Here is a 20,456-nt window from a genome sequence, read left to right on the forward strand (position 1 = left end):
GAGCAGCGCCTTGGCATGAAGGTGGACTTCCTGTCGCTGGCCAAGGAGATCGCGCTGTCGCACCAGGAGAAGTGGGACGGCTCGGGCTACCCGCAGGCACTGGCGGGCGATGCGATTGCGCTGTCGGCGCGGCTCATGGCGTTGGCCGACGTGTACGACGCGCTGATCAGCAAGCGCGTGTACAAGCCGGCCTTCCCGCACGAGGAGGCCGTGCGCATCGTGGTGGAAGGCCGTGGCAAGCATTTCGACCCCGATGTGGTCGACGCCTTCCTGGCCGTGGCCGAGGATTTCCGCCAGATCGCCGCGGCGCACCGCGACGACGACTGACGGGGAGGGCGGGGCTTGGAGCGGCTGACAAGACGTTCAGGAGTTCGCAAACAGATGACGCAGCATGCCGGGGAAAGCAGAGCGACCGGATGTTTCGTGAAAGCCGTGCTGGTAGCGCTGCAGGGGCCGCACGGCGTGTGAAGCGCGTCGATGTGGGTGTACCGGCGATGTCTCAGCCGTACCAAGCCCAGAACCCAGATGCACAAGAAGACGCGCGGGATCAGGGCTGCTGCAGGTCGCGCACGAAGGCTTCGAGTTGCGCGGCCGACAGCGGCCGGCTGAACAGGTAGCCCTGGGCCTCGTCGCAGCCCTGCTGGCGCAGAAAGCGCAGCTGGGCTTCGGTCTCCACGCCTTCCGCGATGGTCTGCAGGCCCAGGCTGCTGGCCATGTGGATGACGGCGGCGACGATGGCGCGGTCGTCCGCGTCGACGCTGATGTCGCGCACGAAGGACTGGTCGATCTTGAGCTTGTAGGCGCGAAAGCGCTTGAGGTAACTCAGCGAGGAATGGCCGGTGCCGAAGTCGTCGATCGACACGCGCAGGCCGCGCTCGTGCAGCGCCTGCAGCACGGCGATGGCATGCTGTGGGTCCTGCATGGCGGCGCCTTCGGTCAGCTCCAGCTCCAGATCGGACGGTGCGAGGCCGGCCTCGCGCAGCACGTCGTCGATCAGCGCAGGCAGCTGTGTCTGCTGCAATTGCATGGCCGACAGGTTGACTGCCATGGTCAGGCCTGGCAGGCCGCGGTCGCGCCAGGCCTTGAGCTGGAAGGCTGCGTTGCGCAGTGCCCACTCGCCGAGCGTGTCGATGAGGCCGCAGGCCTCGGCCAGTGGAATGAATTCGGCCGGGGAGACATTGCCGAGTTCCGGATGGCGCCAGCGCAGCAGCGCCTCGACACCGGTCACATGGCCACTGCGCAGATCCACCATGGGCTGGAAGACCAGTGCGAACTGCTGGCGTTCCAGCGCGCGGCGTAGTGCGTTCTCCATGGCCAGTGCGCGCGCCGCCTCGCTCTGCATGGCCGGCGTGAAGAAGCGGTAGGCGCTGCCGCCGCTGCGCTTGGCCTGGTGCACGGCCGCATCGGCGCGCTGCGTGAGCGTGTCGAAGTCCTCGCCGTCCTGTGGGTACATCGCGATGCCGATGGAGGAGGAGATGCTCAGTTCGCGTTGCGCGATGTCGTAGACGGGTGCGGTGCGCGCCATGAGCTTGTCGGCCACATGGGCTGCGCCATGCACATCGGTATCGGGCAGCACGAGCATGAATTCGTCGCCGCCCAGGCGTGCGACCAGGTCGCGTTCACGCACGGCCGAGCGCAGACGCGTTGCCAGCGCGGCCAGCAGTTGGTCGCCGATGCGGTGCCCCAGCGAATCGTTGACGTACTTGAAGCGGTCCAGGTCCAGGTACAGCACGGCCAGCGGCTTGGTGCCTGCATGCGCCTGCGCGATCGCCTGCGTGGCAGCGCGCGCCAGCAGGGTGCGGTTGGGCAGGTTGGTCAGTTCATCGATGTCGGCCTGGCGCCACGCGCGCGAAGCACTCTCCGCGTACTGCGCGACCTGCTCCTGCAGCAGCTGCACCTGGCGTTGCAATGCGTCGGCAGGGTCCGCGGCCAGGCCGGCATCCGTCAACAGCCAGACCGTGCCGGCTTCCGGCCGGCCGGCGTGCTGCGCCTGCACGCGCGCATGGCAGCGCAGGGCGCTGCCGTCCTGGCGCTGCAACGTCAGCACCGTGCTGAACACCTGGCCGGCCTTCAGCGCGGCGGCGCAGCGGCGCTCCACCTCCACCCATTGCGCATCGTCCGCATGCCAGGCGCGCGAGGTCAGGCCCACAAGGTCCTGTGCAGCATGGCCCAGCATGTCGGCCAGCGCAGCGTTGCAGTACTGGATGCGCAGATCCCGCAGCCAGGCCACGCCGGCGGGCAGGGCGTCCAGCACAATGCGCAGTCCGTCGGAGGGCGTGAGGAGCGATGGAGAGTCGTGTGACGCGCGCAGCGGGCTGGCCATTGGGAGGATCAGTCTTCCAGGGGCGAGATGCCGACCACCACCAAGGACAGGTTGTCGCCGCCGCCGCGCGCACGCGAGCGTGCTTTGTCCACCAACAGTTCGGCGGCATCGCGCGGCGATACCGCCGCCAGCAGGGCGCCGAGCTCGGCGTCGTTGAAGTAGTGCCATAAGCCGTCGCTGCAGGCCAGCAGCACGTCGCCGGGTGCGAGTTGCGCGATGCGGTGTTCGTCCAGGGGGGGCTCGGCCTCGCTGCCCAGGCAGCCGATCAGGATGTTGGAATCGGGATGGACACGCGCCTGCTCTTCGCTCAATTCGCCGCGGTCTACGAGCGACTGCACGTACGAATGGTCACGCGTGCGGTGGATCAGCCGGCCCTGGTGGAAGTGGTAGATGCGCGAGTCGCCGACATGCGCCCACTGGCAGTCGCCCTTGGGCAGTACAAGGAAGGCTGCGATCGTGCTGTGCGGTTCCTGCTCGGCCGAGATGGCCGTCAGCTTGATCACCATGTGCGCCTGCGCGACCACGCTGCGCAGCAATGCCGCGCTGTCGTCGCCGACCGGGTCGAAGCGCTCGAACAGCTGCCGCGCGGTCAGCAGCACCTGGTCGGCGGCCTCACGCCCGCCGCTGCGCCCGCCCATGCCGTCGGCCACCACGCCGAGCAGACAGCCCTTGATGCGCGGATGCTGCAGCAGTGCCACCTGGTCCTGCTGGTACTGCCGATCACCCTTGTGGATGCCGGTCGCGGCGCTGATCCGGAATCCTGGAGGGAGCGGCTGGGGCATCGTGGGTGCTGGGCGTCTTGTAACGAGCGCGTATTATCAAACGATCCGGCGCATCTCCCGTGCACGCCGGCCCCCATCTTGTCTGCCAATCTCCACTCCCCCGAACGCCAGCTGATCGAGTTGCGCATCGAGCATGCCGACCTCGACGCCCTGGTGGACCGCATGGCCCACGCCACACCTGTCGACGAGTTGCTGGTGCAGCGCCTGAAGAAGCGCCGCCTCGCCCTGCGCGACCGCATCGCCCGGTTGGAATGGCAACTCGAGCCCAAGGAGCCTGCGTGAACCCAACGCCCGGCGCCGCGGTGCCGGCGCTGGTGCAGCAGGTGCGCGCGGCCTTCGCCGAAGGCGGCGTGCTGGCCCGCGCTGCCGAGCACTATCGGCCGCGCCAGGGCCAGATCGACATGGCCGAGGCCGTGGCCCGCACCATCGCGGATGGCGGCGCCCTGGTCGTGGAGGCGGGCACCGGCGTCGGCAAGACCTTCTCGTACCTCGTGCCGGCGCTGCTGAGCGGCGAGCGCGTGCTGGTTTCCACCGCCACCAAGACCTTGCAGGACCAACTGTTCGGCCGCGACCTGCCGCGCCTGCGCGATGCGCTGGGCCTGGCCTTGCGCGCGGCCCTGCTCAAGGGGCGCGGCAGCTACCTGTGCCTGCACCGCATGCGGCAGGCCGGCCAGACACTGGCCCGCGAGGAGACCGCGGCCTGGCGCATGCTGACCGCGGTGCAGCACTGGGCGACAGCCACGCGCACGGGCGATCTGGCCGAGCTGGCGGGCCTGGACGAGCGCTCGCCCATCACGCCGCTGGTCAGTTCCACGCGCGAGAACTGCCTGGGCAGCGACTGCCCCGATGTCCAGGCCTGCCATGTGTACCGCGCACGGCGCGAGGCCATGGCGGCCGACGTGGTGGTGGTCAACCACCACCTGTTCTTCGCCGACCTGGCGGTGCGCGAGTCGGGCATGGCCGAATTGCTGCCCACGGTGCGCGTGGCGATCTTCGATGAGGCGCACCAGCTCAACGAGACCGGCGTGCAGTTCCTGGGCCAGCAGCTGGGCACGGGCCAGTTGTTGGACTTCGTGCGCGACGCCCTGGCCACCGTGGGGCCGCTGGCGGGTGGCCTGGTCGACTGGCAGGCCGAACTGGAGCCCGTGGAACGCAGTGCGCGCGACCTGCGCATGCTGGCCGGGCCGGCGGCGCCGGGCACCCGCCTGCGCTGGCTCGGGCTGGCTCCCGAGGGGCTCGACGCGAGCGAATGGGCCGAGACCCTGCAAGCGCTCGCGGCGGCGTTGCAGCGCCTGTGCGGCTGGCTGGAGGGCGTGGTGGCCATGTCGCCCGACCTCGCGCGGCTGCACGCACGCGCAGCTGCGCTGGCCGAGCGTGTCGCGCAGTTCGCGGCGGTGGGGGCCGACGGCGTGGTGCGCTGGGTCGATGTGGGCCTGCAACTGCGGCTGGTCGAGGCGCCGCTGTCCATCGGCACCGCCGTGCACGCCCAGCTGTTGCAGCAGCCCGGCCGGTCTTGTGTCTTCACCTCGGCCACGCTGGGGGACGACCCGGGCCTGCGCTGGTTCACCGAGCCGTGTGGGCTGGAGCAGGCCGAGATCCTGCGCGTGGACAGCCCTTTCGACTACGCACGCCAGGCTGCTCTGTACGTGCCGCGCAGCTTGCCCAAGCCGGCCGATGCGGCCCACGGTGGCGCCGTGGCAGCGCTCGTCGCCGACGCGGCCATGCGGCTGGGCGGCCGCACGTTGGTGCTGACCACCACGCTGCGTGCGCTGCGCAGCATCGGCCAGGCGTTGCAGGCGCAACTGCAGGGGCAGATCGAGGTGCTGGTGCAGGGCCAGATGGCGCGCCAGCGCATCCTGGACCGCTTCCGCGAGGGCGGGCAGGGCGGCGCTGCGGGCTGTGTGCTGGTGGCCTCGGCCTCGTTCTGGGAGGGGGTGGACGTGCCGGGCGATGCGCTGCAGCTGGTGGTCATCGACAAGCTGCCGTTTCCGCCGCCGAACGACCCCTTGGTCGAAGCGCGGGCCCAGCAGATCGAGCTGGCCGGCGGCAGCGCCTTCAAGGAGTACTTCCTGGCCGAGGCTGCGGTGGCGCTCAAGCAGGGTGCCGGGCGGCTCATCCGCCGCGAGAGCGACCGCGGCGTGCTGGTCGTGGGGGATGCCCGGCTGGTGCAGATGGGCTATGGCAAGCGGTTGCGGGCGGCGCTGCCGCCCATGCGTCAGCTGCAGGACGAGGCCGAATTCCTGCAGGCACTGGACGATCTGGTCGCTACCAGACCTTCCACCACGGATCGTCCTTGGGCTTGAAGCCGCCACGCTGCACGAAGGCGCTCTGCGGGTAGTTGGTCTCCAGCACGCGGCGGGCATCGTCGCGCAGCTGGGTCATGCCCAGGGCTTCGTAGCTCTTGTAGATGATGTACAGCGCTTCTTCGAGGGCTGGCACTTCGCGGTAGTCGGCCAGCGCGATCTGGGCGCGGTTGATCGCCGCCACATAGGCGCCGCGCGTGTAGTAGTAGCGCGCCACATGCACTTCGTACTGCGCCAGCGAGTTGACGATGTAGTTCATGCGCTGGCGCGCATCGGGCGTGTAGCGCGAGTCCGGGAAGCGCGTCACCAGTTCCTTGAAGGCCTCGAACGAATCCTTGGCAGCCTTCTGGTCGCGCTCGGACAGGTCCTGCCGGCTGATGAACGCGAACATGCCCATGTTCTCGTTGAAATTGACGATGCCCTTCAGGTACAGCGCGTAGTCCAGCGCCGGGCTGGCCGGGTGCAGCTTGATGAAGCGGTCCAGCGTGGCGATGGCCTGGGCCTGCTCGTTCGACTTGTGGTACGCGTAGGCCTTTTCCAGCTGGGCCTGCTGGGCCAGCGGCGTGCCGGCAGCCCGGCCTTCGAGCTTCTCGAACAGCGTGATGGCGCGCTCGTAGCCGCCCGAGCCGAGCTCTTCCTTGGCCTCGCTGTAGATGCGGTTGGGGCTCCAGTTCGCGGTCTCGTCCACCGACTTGGTTGCGCAGCCCACCAAGGCAGCGGCCAGCAGCAGGGGCGCGAGCGCCGATAATTTGGAACGATGGAACACGGGCAGATCCCTTGAAAGAAGCGGCGGCAATTATATCGACCGCCCCCCCTGGCGACCCGATGGCGGAAGGCCCCGAGGACGAGCAGGGCTTGGCCGCCGAGGTGGAGCTGCGCCAGGTCGTGGTGGATGCCGGCCTGCACGGCCAACGGCTCGACCGGGCGCTGGCGACGCTGGTGTCGGAGTTCTCGCGCAGCTACCTGCAGCAACTGATCGAGGCCGATGCCGTGCAGTTGAACGGCCGGCCAGCGCGCAAGAGCGCGGCACGCGTGCACGTGGGCGATGCGCTGCAGGTGGAATTGCGGCCGACACAGCAGAGCCAGGCCTTCGTCGCCCAGGACATGGCGCTGGACACCGTGTACGAGGACGCCCACCTGCGCGTGCTGCACAAACCCGCGGGTTTGGTCGTGCATCCGGCGCCGGGCAACTGGAGCGGCACCCTGCTCAACGGCCTGCTGGCGCTGGATCCGGCCGCGGCCACGCTGCCGCGCGCCGGCATCGTTCACCGGCTCGACAAGGACACCAGCGGCCTCATGGTCGTGGCGCGCACGCGGGCCTGCATGGACGCGCTGGTGACCCTGATCGCGCAGCGCGCCGTGAGCCGCCAGTACCTGGCGCTCGCGCACCGGCCCTGGAGCGGCCCGGCGCACCGCACGGTGGATGCAGCCATCGGCCGCGATCCACGCAACCGCCTGCGCATGGCCGTGGTGGATCTCGCGCGCGAGGCGGGCAAGACCGCCCGCACGGACTTCGACTGCCTGGACCAGGTGGAGCAGGGGTGCTGGCTGCGCTGCACGCTGCACACCGGCCGCACCCACCAGATCCGTGTGCACGCGGCGTCGCTGGGCCATCCGCTGGTGGCCGACACCTTGTATGGCGGCGCGCCGGCCGCGGGCCTGTCGCGCCAGGCCCTGCACGCCTTCCGGCTCGCATTCGTGCACCCGATGACGGGCCAGGCCCTCGAGCTGTTCGCCCCCCTGCCTGGAGACATGCGCCAGGCGCTGGACGCCTGGGGGCTGCGCTACAATCCTTGACCAGCGCGCCTGGCCTGACCCAAGGTCGGCAGCGCGAATGCCAGATACGCCCGATGCGCTCGCCGAGGCGGCAACCAGTCCACCCAGACGCATCCGTGCCCGCACCGCCCCGGTGCTTTTCCCGGAACCGTAGCAGCCATGAATTCGGCAGAGGCCAAGCATGTCCTCGAGGCGGCCTTGATGTGTTCGCCGCAGCCCTTGCCTGTGCGCGAGCTGCGCGTGCTGTTCGACGACGTGCTCGGCGCCGACACCATCAAGACCCTGCTGGCCGAGCTGCAACTGGAGTGGGCCCAGCGGGGGTTGGAGCTGGTCAGCGTGTCCTCGGGCTGGCGTTTCCAGAGCCGGCCCGCGATGCGCGCCTACTTAGACCGCCTGCACCCCGAGAAGCCGCCGCGCTACACGCGCGCCGCGCTCGAGACGCTGGCCATCATCGCCTACCGCCAGCCCGCGACGCGCGGCGACATGGAGGACATCCGTGGCGTCAGCATCAACGCCCAGGTGCTCAAGCAGCTCGAAGACCGCGGCTGGGTCGAGGTGATCGGCCACCGCGAGACCGTCGGCCGCCCGGCCCTGTTCGCGACCACGCGCCAGTTCCTGGACGACCTGGGGCTGGAGTCGCTGGACCAGCTGCCCGTGGCCGACGATCCGGCCCAGCGTGCGCAGTTGATGGCGGCATTGGCCTCGGCCGATCCGGCCCAGGTGGCTTTGCCCATCGACGAGGTGGAGCCGGCCATGGACGCCGACGAGCCACCCACCCCCCCCGAACCTTCCCCCGACACGAACCCCGACGACGGCGCATCCCGCGCAGCGTCCGAACCAGCGGATCCCAGCCCATGAACGACATTCCCGGCACCGCGCCCGAAGGCGAAGACAACGGCGCGCACGCGGCGGCGCCGCCGCCCGCCGAACAGGCCGAACCGGTTGCAGAGCAGGCCGGGTTGGCGTCCCTATCCGAAGCGGCAGCCGGCCAGCCCGAGGCCGCGCCGCTCGAGAGCCGCTTTGCCGACGTGGTGTCTGGTCGCTTCGACGAGGACGAGGAGGCTGCCGACCTGGCCCCGCCCAAGCGCGTGCTGGCGCCGCAGCCCGAGACACCCAAGCTGCACAAGATCCTGGCCCAGGCCGGCCTCGGCTCACGGCTGGAAATGGAGCAGCTCATCACCGAGGGTCGCATCTCCGTCAACAACGAGCCCGCCCACATCGGCCAGCGCATCCAGTACGGCGACCAGATCAAGGTCAACGGCAAGCCCATCCGCGTGCGCATCGACGCGCCGCCGCCGCGTGTGATCGCCTACCACAAGCCGACCGGGGAAGTCGTGACGCACGACGATCCGCAGAACCGGCCAACGGTGTTCCGCAAGCTGCCCAAGCTGTTCCAAGGCAAGTGGCAGTCGGTCGGGCGGCTGGACCTCAACACCGAAGGCCTGCTGCTGTTCACCAACTCGGGTGAGCTGGCCAACAAGCTCATGCACCCGCGCTTTGGCCTGGAGCGCGAGTACGCCGTGCGCGTGCTGGGTGCGCTCAGCAACGAAGAGAAGCAGCGCCTGCTCGACGGCGTGCGTCTGGACGATGGCCAGGCGCAGTTCGGCAGCATCGAGGACGGCGGCGGCGAGGGGTCCAATTGCTGGTACCGGGTCACGATCTCCGAAGGGCGCAACCGTGAAGTGCGGCGCATGTTCGAAGCCGTTGGCCATGCCGTCAGCCGGCTGATCCGCATCCGCTACGGTGCGATGCAGCTGCCGCGCGGTCTCAAGCGCGGTGCCTCGCTGGAGCTGGACACGCGCGACATCCAGGCGCTGATGCATGCAGCGGGCGCGCAGGCGCCCCAGCCCCGTGCTGAGCGTGCGTCCGGTGGACGCAACCAGGCGCCCGACCGCCGTGGCGGTGGCCGCAATGCACGCGGTGGGCAGGGCCCGCGCCAGGGCGCAGGCGGCGAAGGCGGCATGCCTGCGCAACCGCGTGGCAACGGCGGTGGTCGCGGCAAGCGTGGCGGCCCCAATCCGGGCGGTGCTGGCAACGCCGGTGCGCGCCGCGACGCGGGCGGCCATTCCGAGGGTGCCATCCCCAATCCGCTGACGGTCAGTACCCCGGGCGGCCAGCGCCGCGCTCCGCGTGACGGCGGCGGAGGCGGTGGCAACGGTGGCCAGCCGGATCCGATGAAGACGTCTTTCGGCTACATCGGTGCCGACAGCTTCACGCGCCAGCGCCAGGGCCAGGGCCAGCAACGCCGTGGCGGCGGTGGTGGCGGCGGATCGCAGCGGCGCGGTGGCCGCGGCCGCTGAAGACCTGCATTTCCCTGGCGCGTGCGCAGCTTTCGAATACAGACATCCGCACGGGCTAAAATCACGGGCTTTGCGCGCTTCGGCGCGTTCGCTTTTTCTCAAACGATCCAAGCCTCACGGCTCAACCCAAGGACACTCCAAAAAATGGCACTCGAACGCACCCTCTCCATCATCAAGCCCGACGCCGTCGCCAAGAACGTGATCGGCCAGATCTACGCCCGTTTCGAAGCCGCCGGCCTGAAGATCGCCGCTGCCCGCCTGGTGCAGCTGTCGCGCGCCGAAGCCGAGCAGTTCTACGGCGTGCACAAGGAGCGCCCCTTCTTCAAGGACCTGGTCGAGTTCATGATCTCCGGCCCCGTCATGGTCCAGGTGCTGGAAGGCGAGAACGCGATCCTGAAGAACCGTGACCTGATGGGCGCCACAGACCCGAAGAAGGCAGCCGCCGGCACCATCCGCGCCGACTTCGCCGACAGCATCGACGCCAACGCCGTGCATGGCTCGGACGCTGCCGAAACCGCCCAGGTCGAAGTCGCCTTCTTCTTCCCGGGCCTCAACATCTACGCACGCTGAGATGCTACATCCCGCGCCTTGCCACCCCGCCCGGGGTCGTCGCCGGCGCGGGCTGAGCGCGGCGGGGGCTTCTGTATGAGCGCACCCGCCGTCAACCTGCTGGAGTTCGATCTCGACGGCCTCGCGGCCTTCTGCGAAGGCCTGGGCGAGAAGCGCTTCCGCGCCACCCAGCTGTTCCGCTGGATCCACCAGCGCGGTGCCAGCGATTTCAGCCAGATGAGCGACCTGGCCAAGTCGCTGCGCGGCAAGCTCGAGGGCGCTGCGCAGATCACGGCGCTGCCTGTCATCACCCAGAACATCTCGCAGGACGGCACCGTCAAGTGGCTGTTCGACGTCGGTGCGGGCGATGCGGTCGAGGCCGTGTTCATTCCCGAGGACGACCGCGGCACGCTGTGCATCTCCTCGCAGGCTGGCTGCGCCGTCGGCTGCCGCTTCTGCTCCACCGGCCACCAGGGCTTTTCGCGCAACCTCACGACCGGCGAGATCCTCGCCCAGCTGTGGTTCGCCGAGCATTTCCTGCGCAAGCACCTGGGCGTGGCCGAGCGCGTCATCTCCAACGTGGTGATGATGGGCATGGGCGAGCCGTTGCAAAACTATGCGGCCCTGGTGCCGGCCCTGCGCGTGATGCTGGACGACCATGGCTACGGTCTGTCGCGCCGGCGTGTGACGGTGTCCACCTCGGGCGTGGTGCCCATGATGGACCGGCTCGGCCAGGACTGCCCGGTGGCGCTGGCCGTGTCGCTGCACGCGCCCAACGACGCACTGCGCGACAAGCTGGTGCCGCTGAACCGCAAGTACCCGCTGGCCGAGCTGATGGAGGCCTGCCAGCGCTACCTCGCGCACGCACCGCGCGACTTCATCACCTTCGAATACTGCATGCTCGATGGCGTGAACGACCAGCCCGAGCATGCGCGCGAGCTCATCGCGCTCATCGAGCGCTACCGCACCGGTGGTGTCTGGTGCAAGCTCAATCTCATTCCGTTCAACCCGTTCCCGGCTTCGGGGCTCAAGCGCTCGCCGGCGCCGCAGGTCAGCGCCTTCGCCAAGCTGCTGCTCGACGCCGGCCTGGTCACCACGGTGCGCAAGACGCGCGGCGACGACATCGACGCCGCCTGCGGCCAACTGGCCGGCGATGTGAAAGACCGCACGCGCGTGACCCAGCGCATTGCGCTGCAACGCCAGGTGCCGCTGCAGGTGGTCGCGGCGCCGCCAGAGGGAAGCTGAAACGATGCGCATGACGACGCACCTGCCCGGCAGCACGCTGGCCCTTGGTCTCGTCGGCCTGGCGCTGTCCGGCGCGGCGTTGCTGTCCGGCTGCGCCGCCCCGGCCGGCGGCGCGCGCGGCACCGACCCCTCGGGCGTCGTGCTCCCTTCGGAGGAAACGGAGGCGCGCAAGCGGGCCCGCGTGCGGCTCGAACTGGCCTCGCGCTATTTCGACCAGGGCCAGACCAATGTGGCGCTGGAGGAGGTCAAGCTCGCGCTGGCCACCGATCCCAGCTTCGCCGAAGCCTTCAACCTGCGCGCGCTGGTCTACATGCGGCTCAACGACCTGGCGCTGGCCGAGGAGAGCTTTCGCCAGGCCCAGCGGCTGAGTCCGCGCGATCCCGGCACGGCCCACAACTACGGCTGGTTCCTGTGCCAGCAGAGCCGCTACGACCAGGCCGTGGCGCAGTTCGCCGTGGCGCTGGAGCACCTGACCTATACCGACAAGGCCAAGACCTGGCTGGCGCAGGGCATGTGCCAGCAGCGGGCCGGCCAGGTGACCGAGGCCGAGCGCAGCCTGATGCATTCGTACGAACTCGATCCGGCCAACCCGATCACCGGGTACAACCTGGCGCAGTCGCTGTTCAAGCGCGGCGACCAGCAGCGCGCGCAGTTCTACATCCGCCGCATCAACAACAGCGAGTACGCCAACGCCGAGTCTCTGTGGCTGGGCATCAAGGTCGAGCGCAGCCTGGGCAACCGCCAGGCTGCCGAGCAGCTGGGCACGCAATTGCGCAACCGTTTCGTGCAGTCCCGCGAGTACATGGCTCTGGAGCGCCAAGCTTTCGATGAGTGACAAGAACCTTTCCCCCGACGTGGCCCCCCCACCTTCCGACCAGGCCAGCAGCGGCGCACAGCGCGCCGGAGCCATGCTGCGCCAGGCACGCGAGGACGCAGGCCTGCATGTGGAGGCCTTGGCCGTCGCCCTGAAGGTGACGGTCAAGAAGCTGGAGGCCCTGGAGGCCGGCCGCATCGATCTGTTGCCCGATCCCACCTTCGCGCGTGGGCTGGCGGCCAGCATCTGCCGCGGCCTCAAGCTCGATCCCAAGCCCGTGCTCGACCTGATGCCCGGCATTGCGGGCGAGCGCAGGGCCGTGTCGCCGCCGGCCATCAACGCGCGCTTCGAGCCCGGTGCCGCAGCGTCGGGCAGCGCCGCGCTGCGCAGCAGCCCGAGTCCGGCGATGTGGATCGTGGCCGTGCTGCTGCTGGGTGCGCTGGCCATCTACCTGTGGCCGGGCATGGGCAACAGCCCGGCCGATGCCGACAGCGGGTCTGCCGCCACGCCCTTGGGCGCGCCGAGCACCGTGACCGAGAGCGTGACGGCAGAGCCGGCACCGGCCACGGCACCGACCGTGACCGAGCCGGCGCTGGCTGCCAGCGCTCCGGCTGCACCGGCGCCGGCCGCGGTGGCCGCGCCCGCGCTGCTGCAGTTCGTCGCCAAGAGCGAGACCTGGGTGCAGGTGACCGATGCGACCGGCGCCACGCCGCTGCGCCGCAGCCTCGTGGCCGGCGAGACCGTGACCGCCACCGGCACGCTGCCCTTGGCCGTGGTGGTGGGCCGCATCGATGCGGTCGAGGTGCAGGTGCGCGGCGAGCCACGCGACCTGCGCGCCATCGCCAAGAACAACGTCGCACGTTTCGAGGTGAAGTGACCATGCCGGACGCCGTCGATCCCAGCATCCCCTGTGCCATCGAGCCTGTGGCTCCGGCCGCGCGCCGCAGCCTGCAGGCCGAGGTCCGTTGGAAGGACCATCTGCTCACGCTGGGCGGCGATGCGCCCGTGCGCGTGCAGTCCATGACCAACACCGACACGGCCGACGCCATTGGCACCGCGATCCAAGTCAAGGAACTCGCGCTGGCGGGCTCCGAGATGGTCCGCATCACGGTCAACACGCCCGAGGCGGCCGAAGCTGTGCCGCACATCCGCGAGCAGCTCGACCGCATGGACATCCATGTGCCGCTGATCGGCGACTTCCACTACAACGGCCACCGGTTGCTGACCGACTTCCCGGCCTGCGCGGAGGCCCTGTCCAAGTACCGCATCAACCCCGGCAACGTGGGCAAGGGCGACAAGCACGACAGGCAGTTCGGCCAGATGATCGAGGCCGCCATGCGCTGGAACAAGCCGGTGCGCATCGGCGTCAACTGGGGCAGCCTGGACCAGGAGCTGCTGGCCAGCCTCATGGACGCGAACAGCGCGCGCGCGCAGCCGCTGGACGCCAAGCAGATCATGTACGAGGCGCTGATCACCTCGGCCATCTCCTCGGCCCAGCTGGCCGAAGGCATGGGCATGGCAGCGCAGCAGATCATCCTGTCGTGCAAGGTCAGCGGTGTGCAGGACCTGATCACGGTCTACGGCGAACTGGCGCGCCGCTGTCGCTACCCGCTGCACCTGGGCCTGACCGAGGCCGGCATGGGCACCAAGGGCACGGTGGCTTCTTCGGCCGCGCTGGCGGTGCTGCTGCAGCAGGGCATCGGCGACACCATCCGCGTGTCGCTCACGCCGCAGCCGGGCGAGGCGCGCACGCAGGAGGTGGTGGTGGCGTCCGAGATCCTGCAGGCCCTGGGCATGCGCAGCTTCGTGCCCAGCGTGACGGCCTGCCCGGGCTGCGGCCGCACCACCAGCACCACCTTCCAGGAACTGACCAAGCAGATCGACGACTTCCTGCGGCTGCAGATGCCGGTTTGGCGCAACCGCTATCCCGGCGTGGAGAAGCTCAAGGTCGCCGTGATGGGCTGCATCGTCAACGGCCCGGGCGAGAGCAAGCATGCCGACATCGGCATCAGCCTGCCCGGCACCGGCGAGGCCCCGGCCGCGCCCGTCTTCATCGACGGCGAGAAGGCCATGACGCTGCGCGGCGAAGGCATCGCGCAGGAGTTCCAGCAGGTCGTCGAGAACTACATCGAAAAGCGTTTCGGCCAAGGCTCCACGGCCGTCGCCTGAACAACCGGATTCCCATGGCTGACAAGATCAATGCCGTCAAAGGCATGAACGACATATTGCCGGCGAGCGTGCCGCGCACCGACAAACTGCCCGACTCGGCGCTGTGGCACTGGTTCGAGAGCACCGTGCGCGAGGTGATGGCGCGCTACGGCTACCAGTACATCGTGACGCCCGTGGTCGAGCCCACGGCGCTGTTCGTGCGCGGCCTGGGCGAGGTGACCGACATCGTCGAGAAGGAGATGTACTCCTTCACCGATTCCATGAACGGCGACAAGCTCACGCTGCGGCCCGAGGCCACGGCCGGCATCGTGCGCGCGATGGTCGAGCACAACGCGCTGTACAACGGTCCGCTGCGGCTGTGGACGGCGGGCCCGATGTTCCGCCACGAGCGGCCGCAGAAGGGCCGCTACCGCCAGTTCCACCAGCTCGACGTCGAGGCCCTGGGCTTCGCCGGCCCGGACGTGGACGCCGAACTGATCCTGCTGGTGCGCGCGCTGTGGAAGCAGCTGGGTCTCGTCGAAGGCCAGCACGTGCGGCTGGAACTCAACAGCCTGGGCCAGCCGGCCGAGCGCCAGGCGCACCGCGATGCGCTGGTGCGCCACTTCGAGGCCCATGCCGAGCTGCTGGACGAGGACGCCAAGCGCCGCCTGCACAGCAATCCGCTGCGCATCCTGGACACCAAGAACCCGGCCATGCAGGCCATGGTCGAGGCCGCACCGCAGCTCATGGACTTCCTGGGCGACGAGTCGCGCGCGCACTTCGACGCCGTGCGCGCCGTGCTCGACGCCGCTGGCCTGGAATACCGCGTGAACCCGCGCCTGGTGCGCGGCATGGACTACTACAACCTCACGGTGTTCGAGTGGGTCACCGACCAGCTGGGCTCGCAGGGCACGGTCTGCGGCGGTGGCCGCTACGACGGGCTGATCGCGCAGATGGGCGGCAAGAGCGCGCCGGCCGTGGGCTTCGGCCTGGGCATCGAGCGCCTGCTGCTGCTGATCCAGGGCCTGGGCCTGGCGGTGCCCGATGCGGCGCCCGCGGCCTACGCCATCGTCACCGCGCCCGAGCTGCTGCCGCGGGCCATGGTCGTCCTGGAGCAGTTGCGCGAGACCGGCCTCAAGGTCGTGCTGCATGCCGGCGGCGGCAGCATGAAGTCGCAGTTCAAGAAGGCCGATGCCAGCGGCGCGCAGCACGCGCTGATCTTCGGTGCCGACGAAGCGGCGGCCGGCGAGCTGACCGTCAAGGCGCTGCGCGACGGGCAGGGCGCCCAGCAGCGCCGCTCTCTTTCCAATGTGGCCGAGTGGGCCGCATCCCTACAATCGCGCGCTTGATTTCGTGCGCTGACCGCGCCTTTCGCTCTTCCTCATGGCAAAACATCTCGATCTCGAAGAACAGGAACAGCTCGACCAGGTCAAGCACCTGTGGCAGCGCTACGGCAATGCCATCACCTGGCTGCTGATTCTGGTCCTCGCCGGTTTTGCCGGCTGGAACGGCTGGCAGTACTGGCAACGCAACCAGGCGGCCAAGGCCGCCGCGCTGTACGACGAAGTGGACCGCGCGGCCAAGGCCGGCGACACCGCCCGGCTGGAGCGGGCCTTCGGCGACATCCGCGATGGCTACGGCAGCACCACCTACGCGCAGCAGGCTGGCCTGCTGGCCGGCAAGGTCCTGCAAGAAAAGGGCAATGCCGACGCCGCGAAGGCGGCGCTGGGCTGGGTGGCCGAGAAGTCTTCCGACCCCGCCTACCAGGCCCTGGCCAAGCTGCGCCTGGCTGGCTTGCTGTTCGATGCCAAGGCCTATGACGACGCCTTGAAGCAGCTCGGCGGCGACTTCGCCGGCGAGTTCGCCGCGCTGGCGGCAGACCGCCGAGGCGACATCCTGGCCGCACAGGACAAGAAGGCGGAGGCGCTCGCGGAGTACCGCAAGGCCTACGCCGGCCTGGACGCCCGGTCGGGCTACCGCCGCATGGTCGAGGTCAAGCTCAACGCGATGGGCGTCGACCCGACGACCACTGCCACCACCGGAGCCGCCAAATGATGGCGCGTCGCCTCACCAGCCGCCTGGCGTCCACCGCGACGCTGCTGGGCCTGACGGCCGCCCTGCTGGCGGGCTGCGGCAGCGGCGGCAAGCCCAAGCCGGCGGAACTGGGCCCCAACCCGGGCCTGCTCGGCGTGCGCCAGGTCTGGACCGCCAAGATTGGCGAGATCGGCTACCCGCTGGACGTGCAGGTCACGGGCCAGCAGGTGGCGCTGGCCAGCAGCGACGGCACGGTGCTGGCGCTGGACGCGCGCACCGGCCGCGAACTGTGGCGCGCGGCCACCAAGGCCAAGCTGTCGGCCGGTGTGGGCAGCGACGGCCAGCGCACGGCCGTGGCCACGCAGGCCAATGAGATCGTGGCCTTCGAGGCCGGGCGCGAACTGTGGCGCCAGAAGCTGCCGGCCCAGGTCGCCACGGCGCCCTTCGTGGCCGGTGGCCGCGTGTTCGTGCTGTCGGCCGACCGGTCGGTCACGGCGCTGGACGGCGCCAGCGGCCGCCGCCTGTGGACCCAGCAACGCCCGGGTGATCCGCTGGTGCTGCGCCAGAGCGGCGTGATCCTGGCCATCGGCGACACCTTGGTCGTGGGACTGTCCGGCCGGCTGGTCGGCCTGAACCCATTGAACGGCCAGGTGCGCTGGGACGTGCCCGTGGCCACGCCGCGTGGCACCAACGACGTGGAGCGCCTGGTCGACCTGGTCGGCCGCGTGAGCCGCGTCGGCGACTCCGTCTGCGTGCGTGCCTTCCAGATCGGTGTGGGCTGTGTGGATGCAGCGCGCGGCAACCTGGTCTGGACCAAGCCTTCGTCGGGCTATGTGGGAGTGCATGGCGACGACCGCATGGTCTACGGCCCCGAAAGCGACGGCAAGCTCGTCGCCTGGAGCCGCAGCAACGGCGCGCAGGCCTGGGCGACCGAACGCCTGCGCTACCGGCAGCTGACGGCGCCGCTGGCGCTGGGCCGTTCGGTCATCGTCGGCGACGAGACCGGCCTTGTGCATTTCCTGTCGCGCGAGGACGGCTCGCCGCTCACGCGCGTGAGCACCGATGGCTCGCCCATCGTGGCCGCCCCGGTCGTGGCTGGCGACACCCTGGTGGTCGTCACGCGCAACGGCAACGTGTACGGCTACGCGCCCGAGTGAACTGGACAAGATGAAACCCGTCATCGCCCTGGTGGGCCGACCCAATGTCGGCAAGTCCACGCTGTTCAACCGGCTGACGCGTTCGCGCGACGCCATCGTGGCGGACTTCGCCGGGCTCACGCGCGACCGCCACTACGGCAATGGCAAGCAGGGCAAGCACGAGTACATCGTCATCGACACCGGCGGCTTCGAGCCCACGGCCGAGAGCGGCATCTACAAGGAGATGGCCAAGCAGACGCGCCAGGCGGTGGCCGAGGCGGATGTGGTGATCTTCGTGCTCGATGCGCGCGGCGGCCTGTCGGCCCAGGACCACGACATCGGCAACTACCTGCGCCGCCTGGGCAAGCCCTGCGTGCTGGCGGCCAACAAGGCCGAAGGCATGCACGACGGCCAGCAGCTGGTGGAGTTCTTCGAGCTCGGCCTGGGCGAGGTGCATGCGGTGTCTGCCGCGCACGGCCAGGGCGTGCGCACGCTGGTCGAGCTGGCGCTGGCGCCGCTGGGCCTGCCGGAGGATCCCGCGGAGGCTGCGGACAATGAGCCCGGCGTGATCCGCTTGGCCGTGGCCGGCCGGCCCAACGTCGGCAAGTCCACGCTGATCAACACCTGGCTGGGTGAAGAGCGGCTGGTGGCCTTCGACATGCCGGGCACCACGCGCGACGCGATCAGCGTGCCGTTCGAGCGCCACGGCCAGCGCTTCGAACTCATCGACACGGCTGGCCTGCGCCGTCGCGGCAAGGTGTTCGAAGCGATCGAAAAATTCTCAGTCGTCAAGACGCTGCAGGCCATCGAGGGCGCCAACGTGGTGCTGCTGCTGCTCGACGCCACGCAGGGCGTGACCGACCAGGACGCCCACATCGCGGGCTACATCCTGGAAAGCGGCCGCGCCGTGGTGGTGGCCATCAACAAGTGGGATGCCGTGGATGCCTACCAGCGTGAGCTCGTGCAGCGCTCCATCGAGACCCGGCTGCCCTTCCTCAAGTTCGCTGCGCTGCATTTCATCTCGGCCAAGAAGCGCCAGGGCATCGGGCCGCTGTGGGGTGCCATCGCGCAGGCGCACAAAGCCGCCATGTGCAAGATGTCGACGCCGGTGCTCACGCGCCTGCTGCTGGAGGCGGTGCAGTTCCAGTCGCCCAAGCGCAGCGGCATGTTCAGGCCCAAGATGCGCTATGCGCACCAAGGCGGCATGAACCCGCCCATCATCGTGATCCATGGCAACTCGCTGGAGCACGTGACCGAGGCCTACAAGCGTTTCCTGGAAGGGCGGTTCCGCAAGGAATTCGACCTGACCGGCACGCCGCTGCGCATCGAGATGCGCACCTCGTCCAACCCCTTCGCCGACAAGACCGACCGTTGATGCGGCGAGCCTGGTGCACCGCGCAGGTGCATGCGGCGGGCGTGTCTCAACACGCAATCTAAGGACATCAGTGTTTCTACGGAGGGTGCCCACCCTCTGTGGTATGGTCCCCTTCTTCCAAATAACAACGGTTTGAACACGGAGGATATCGTGAGCAACAAAGGTCAACTTTTGCAGGATCCTTTCCTGAATACGCTGCGCCGCGAGCATGTGCCGGTGTCGATCTACCTGGTCAACGGCATCAAGCTGCAAGGCCAGATCGAGTCGTTCGACCAGTACGTCGTCCTGCTGCGCAACACGGTGACCCAGATGGTGTACAAGCACGCCATCTCCACCATCGTTCCGGGTCGCGCCGTGAACTTCCAACCGGCACAGGACGACAACGCGGACGCCGCGGCCTGACGTCCTGCCGCCGGCACTTGTGTGTCGGCTCCCCGCGCACCACCCAGGGTGGTGCGCACATTCGGTTCTCTCCGATTGACTGAAATTCCTGTTGCGGACGCTGCGGCGGCCTCTGCCATTTTGGTGGGAGTCGATTTCGGCCTTCCGCATTTCGACGCCGAGCTTGAAGAGCTCGGCCTGCTGGCCCAGACCGCCGGGCTGCAGCCCGTGGCCCGCGTCACCTGCAAACGCAAGGCGCCCGATGCCGCGCTGTTCATCGGCAGCGGCAAGGCCGAAGAGATCAAGCTGCTGGCGCGCATGCACAAGGCGACCGAGGTGCTGTTCGACCAGGCCCTGAGCCCGGCCCAGCAGCGCAACCTCGAACGTGCGCTGGAGCTGCCGGTCAACGACCGGACCATGCTGATCCTGACGATCTTCTCGCAGCGTGCGCGCAGCCACGAAGGCAAGTTGCAGGTCGAGCTGGCACGGCTGCAATACCTGTCGACGCGCCTGGTGCGGCGTTGGTCCCACCTGGAGCGCCAGCGCGGGGGCATCGGCACGCGCGGCGGCCCGGGCGAGCGCCAGATCGAACTGGACCGCCGCATGATCGGCGAGTCCATCAAGCGCACACGCGAGCGCCTGTCCAAGGTCGTGCGCCAGCGCGGCACGCAACGGCGCCAGCGCGAGCGGCGCGACGCGTTCACGATCTCGCTGGTGGGCTACACCAACGCCGGCAAGTCCAGCCTGTTCAACGCGATGGTCAAGGCGCGCGCCTACGCCGCCGACCAGCTGTTCGCCACGCTGGACACGACCACGCGCCAGTTGTACCTCGGCGAGGCAGGGCGGTCGGTGTCGCTGTCGGACACCGTGGGGTTCATCCGCGACCTGCCGCACGGCCTGGTCGATGCGTTCCGCGCGACCTTGCAGGAGGCGGCCGACGCCGACCTGCTGCTGCATGTGGTCGATGCGTCCAACCCGCACCATCCCGAGCAGATGGAGGAAGTCCGTCAGGTGCTGGCCGACATCGGTGCCGACGAGGTACCGATGCTGCTGGTGTTCAACAAGCTCGATGCGCTGACACCCGAGCAACGCCCGCTGCATTTGGCCGACACCGTGGAGATCGATGGCCGGCAGATCGGGCGGGTCTTCGTCAGCGCGCGGACCGGCGAGGGCATGCCTGCGCTGCGTGCGGAACTTGCGCGCCGCGCAGAGCAGATCGCGCCCGCGCAGGCCGCTGATTCCCCTGGGTATGATGAGGCCGATCCCCGTTTCGGCACAATCGTCCGTTGA

Annotated in this window: 20 protein-coding genes; 17 read left to right on the top strand and 3 right to left on the bottom strand. The window is 69.2% G+C overall.

All coding sequences use genetic code 11. From position 1 onward, the window contains the following. Nucleotides 1–327 (top strand): HD-GYP domain-containing protein (locus ASF45_RS20550; protein ID WP_156473111.1); only part of this gene is annotated, 327 nt, incomplete at its 5' end. Nucleotides 328–547: 220 nt separating this feature from the next. Here ASF45_RS20550 and ASF45_RS20555 read toward each other — a convergent pair. After that, nucleotides 548–2,254 carry a bifunctional diguanylate cyclase/phosphodiesterase gene (locus ASF45_RS20555; RefSeq protein ID WP_162244038.1) on the bottom strand — a complete coding sequence of 569 codons (1,707 nt, stop codon included), beginning with the start codon at nt 2,252–2,254 and terminating at the stop codon, nt 548–550. A gap of 77 nt (nt 2,255–2,331) precedes the next feature. Next, nucleotides 2,332–3,105, bottom strand: a complete 774-nt coding sequence (locus ASF45_RS20560; RefSeq protein WP_056667091.1) for a PP2C family serine/threonine-protein phosphatase — start codon at nt 3,103–3,105, stop codon at nt 2,332–2,334. Between the two features lie 78 nt (nt 3,106–3,183). Between ASF45_RS20560 and ASF45_RS20565 the strand changes: the two genes are divergently transcribed. Together ASF45_RS20565 and ASF45_RS20570 are read left to right on the top strand one after the other, a co-directional pair. After that, complete coding sequence (locus ASF45_RS20565; RefSeq protein WP_056667094.1) at nt 3,184–3,387, top strand: YdcH family protein; 204 nt, start codon at nt 3,184–3,186, stop codon at nt 3,385–3,387. Beyond that, nucleotides 3,357–5,408, top strand: coding sequence for an ATP-dependent DNA helicase (locus ASF45_RS20570; RefSeq protein ID WP_082551167.1), 2,052 nt, complete (start codon nt 3,357–3,359; stop codon nt 5,406–5,408). Before ASF45_RS20565 ends, ASF45_RS20570 begins: the two co-directional genes overlap by 31 nt. Here ASF45_RS20570 and ASF45_RS20575 read toward each other — a convergent pair. Continuing rightward, nucleotides 5,371–6,174, bottom strand: coding sequence for an outer membrane protein assembly factor BamD (locus ASF45_RS20575; protein ID WP_056667098.1), 804 nt, complete (start codon nt 6,172–6,174; stop codon nt 5,371–5,373). The two genes, ASF45_RS20570 and ASF45_RS20575, sit on opposite strands and share 38 nt — an antisense overlap. A 59-nt stretch (nt 6,175–6,233) precedes the next feature. On the opposite strand from ASF45_RS20575, the gene ASF45_RS20580 reads away from it, so the two are divergent. From ASF45_RS20580 to hflX, 14 genes are all read left to right on the top strand, one after another. After that, entirely contained in the window at nt 6,234–7,205 is a 972-nt protein-coding gene (locus tag ASF45_RS20580) for an RluA family pseudouridine synthase (protein ID WP_056667101.1), read from the top strand. 138 nt (nt 7,206–7,343) lie between these two features. Continuing rightward, nucleotides 7,344–8,042 (top strand): SMC-Scp complex subunit ScpB, encoded by a 699-nt coding sequence (scpB, locus tag ASF45_RS20585; protein WP_056667104.1) that lies wholly within the window; start codon nt 7,344–7,346, stop codon nt 8,040–8,042. Continuing rightward, a complete protein-coding gene (locus ASF45_RS20590) occupies nt 8,039–9,484 on the top strand; it encodes a pseudouridine synthase (protein WP_056667108.1) in 1,446 nt (481 codons plus the stop codon). The genes scpB and ASF45_RS20590 overlap by 4 nt, the downstream gene beginning before the upstream one ends. 144 nt (nt 9,485–9,628) lie before the next feature. After that, nucleotides 9,629–10,054 (top strand): nucleoside-diphosphate kinase, encoded by a 426-nt coding sequence (ndk, locus tag ASF45_RS20595; protein ID WP_056667110.1) that lies wholly within the window; start codon nt 9,629–9,631, stop codon nt 10,052–10,054. 75 nt (nt 10,055–10,129) lie between these two features. Continuing rightward, nucleotides 10,130–11,278 carry a 23S rRNA (adenine(2503)-C(2))-methyltransferase RlmN gene (rlmN, locus tag ASF45_RS20600; RefSeq protein WP_056667113.1) on the top strand — a complete coding sequence of 383 codons (1,149 nt, stop codon included), beginning with the start codon at nt 10,130–10,132 and terminating at the stop codon, nt 11,276–11,278. A 10-nt stretch (nt 11,279–11,288) separates the two neighbouring features. After that, nucleotides 11,289–12,113, top strand: a complete 825-nt coding sequence (gene pilW, locus ASF45_RS20605) for a type IV pilus biogenesis/stability protein PilW (RefSeq protein ID WP_156473112.1) — start codon at nt 11,289–11,291, stop codon at nt 12,111–12,113. Then, nucleotides 12,106–12,969: a helix-turn-helix domain-containing protein gene (locus ASF45_RS20610; RefSeq protein ID WP_056667120.1), complete on the top strand. Its 864-nt coding sequence runs from the start codon at nt 12,106–12,108 to the stop codon at nt 12,967–12,969. The genes pilW and ASF45_RS20610 overlap by 8 nt, the downstream gene beginning before the upstream one ends. A gap of 2 nt (nt 12,970–12,971) precedes the next feature. Next, nucleotides 12,972–14,261, top strand: a complete 1,290-nt coding sequence (ispG, locus tag ASF45_RS20615) for a flavodoxin-dependent (E)-4-hydroxy-3-methylbut-2-enyl-diphosphate synthase (RefSeq protein ID WP_056667122.1) — start codon at nt 12,972–12,974, stop codon at nt 14,259–14,261. A gap of 14 nt (nt 14,262–14,275) precedes the next feature. Continuing rightward, nucleotides 14,276–15,589 (top strand): histidine--tRNA ligase, encoded by a 1,314-nt coding sequence (hisS, locus tag ASF45_RS20620; RefSeq protein WP_056667125.1) that lies wholly within the window; start codon nt 14,276–14,278, stop codon nt 15,587–15,589. Between the two features lie 34 nt (nt 15,590–15,623). After that, nucleotides 15,624–16,295, top strand: coding sequence for a tetratricopeptide repeat protein (locus tag ASF45_RS20625; protein ID WP_056667128.1), 672 nt, complete (start codon nt 15,624–15,626; stop codon nt 16,293–16,295). Beyond that, nucleotides 16,295–17,431: an outer membrane protein assembly factor BamB gene (gene bamB / locus ASF45_RS20630; RefSeq protein ID WP_235580987.1), complete on the top strand. Its 1,137-nt coding sequence runs from the start codon at nt 16,295–16,297 to the stop codon at nt 17,429–17,431. Before ASF45_RS20625 ends, bamB begins: the two co-directional genes overlap by 1 nt. A gap of 10 nt (nt 17,432–17,441) precedes the next feature. Next, a complete protein-coding gene (gene der / locus ASF45_RS20635) occupies nt 17,442–18,785 on the top strand; it encodes a ribosome biogenesis GTPase Der (protein ID WP_056667134.1) in 1,344 nt (447 codons plus the stop codon). Between the two features lie 132 nt (nt 18,786–18,917). Next, nucleotides 18,918–19,187, top strand: a complete 270-nt coding sequence (gene hfq / locus ASF45_RS20640; protein ID WP_082551168.1) for an RNA chaperone Hfq — start codon at nt 18,918–18,920, stop codon at nt 19,185–19,187. A 123-nt stretch (nt 19,188–19,310) separates the two neighbouring features. Then, nucleotides 19,311–20,456: a GTPase HflX gene (gene hflX / locus ASF45_RS20645; protein WP_056667201.1), complete on the top strand. Its 1,146-nt coding sequence runs from the start codon at nt 19,311–19,313 to the stop codon at nt 20,454–20,456.

Origin of the sequence: Pseudorhodoferax sp. Leaf265 (assembly GCF_001422365.1) — a bacterium.
GTDB lineage: Bacteria > Pseudomonadota > Gammaproteobacteria > Burkholderiales > Burkholderiaceae_C > Pseudorhodoferax.

Bases quoted from the DNA above. Each gene is read 5' to 3' on its own strand.
- ASF45_RS20570 (WP_082551167.1), top strand. From the start codon at position 3,357: ATGGCAACTCGAGCCCAAGGAGCCTGCGTGAACCCAACGCCCGGCGCC.
- rlmN (WP_056667113.1), top strand. From the start codon at position 10,130: ATGAGCGCACCCGCCGTCAACCTGCTGGAGTTCGATCTCGACGGCCTC.
- ASF45_RS20625 (WP_056667128.1), top strand. From the start codon at position 15,624: ATGGCAAAACATCTCGATCTCGAAGAACAGGAACAGCTCGACCAGGTC.
- ASF45_RS20610 (WP_056667120.1), top strand. From the start codon at position 12,106: ATGAGTGACAAGAACCTTTCCCCCGACGTGGCCCCCCCACCTTCCGAC.
- ASF45_RS20590 (WP_056667108.1), top strand. From the start codon at position 8,039: ATGAACGACATTCCCGGCACCGCGCCCGAAGGCGAAGACAACGGCGCG.
- ASF45_RS20560 (WP_056667091.1), bottom strand. From the start codon at position 3,105: ATGCCCCAGCCGCTCCCTCCAGGATTCCGGATCAGCGCCGCGACCGGC.
- bamB (WP_235580987.1), top strand. From the start codon at position 16,295: ATGGCGCGTCGCCTCACCAGCCGCCTGGCGTCCACCGCGACGCTGCTG.
- pilW (WP_156473112.1), top strand. From the start codon at position 11,289: ATGACGACGCACCTGCCCGGCAGCACGCTGGCCCTTGGTCTCGTCGGC.
- der (WP_056667134.1), top strand. From the start codon at position 17,442: ATGAAACCCGTCATCGCCCTGGTGGGCCGACCCAATGTCGGCAAGTCC.
- scpB (WP_056667104.1), top strand. From the start codon at position 7,344: ATGAATTCGGCAGAGGCCAAGCATGTCCTCGAGGCGGCCTTGATGTGT.
- ASF45_RS20580 (WP_056667101.1), top strand. From the start codon at position 6,234: ATGGCGGAAGGCCCCGAGGACGAGCAGGGCTTGGCCGCCGAGGTGGAG.
- ispG (WP_056667122.1), top strand. From the start codon at position 12,972: ATGCCGGACGCCGTCGATCCCAGCATCCCCTGTGCCATCGAGCCTGTG.
- ndk (WP_056667110.1), top strand. From the start codon at position 9,629: ATGGCACTCGAACGCACCCTCTCCATCATCAAGCCCGACGCCGTCGCC.
- hisS (WP_056667125.1), top strand. From the start codon at position 14,276: ATGGCTGACAAGATCAATGCCGTCAAAGGCATGAACGACATATTGCCG.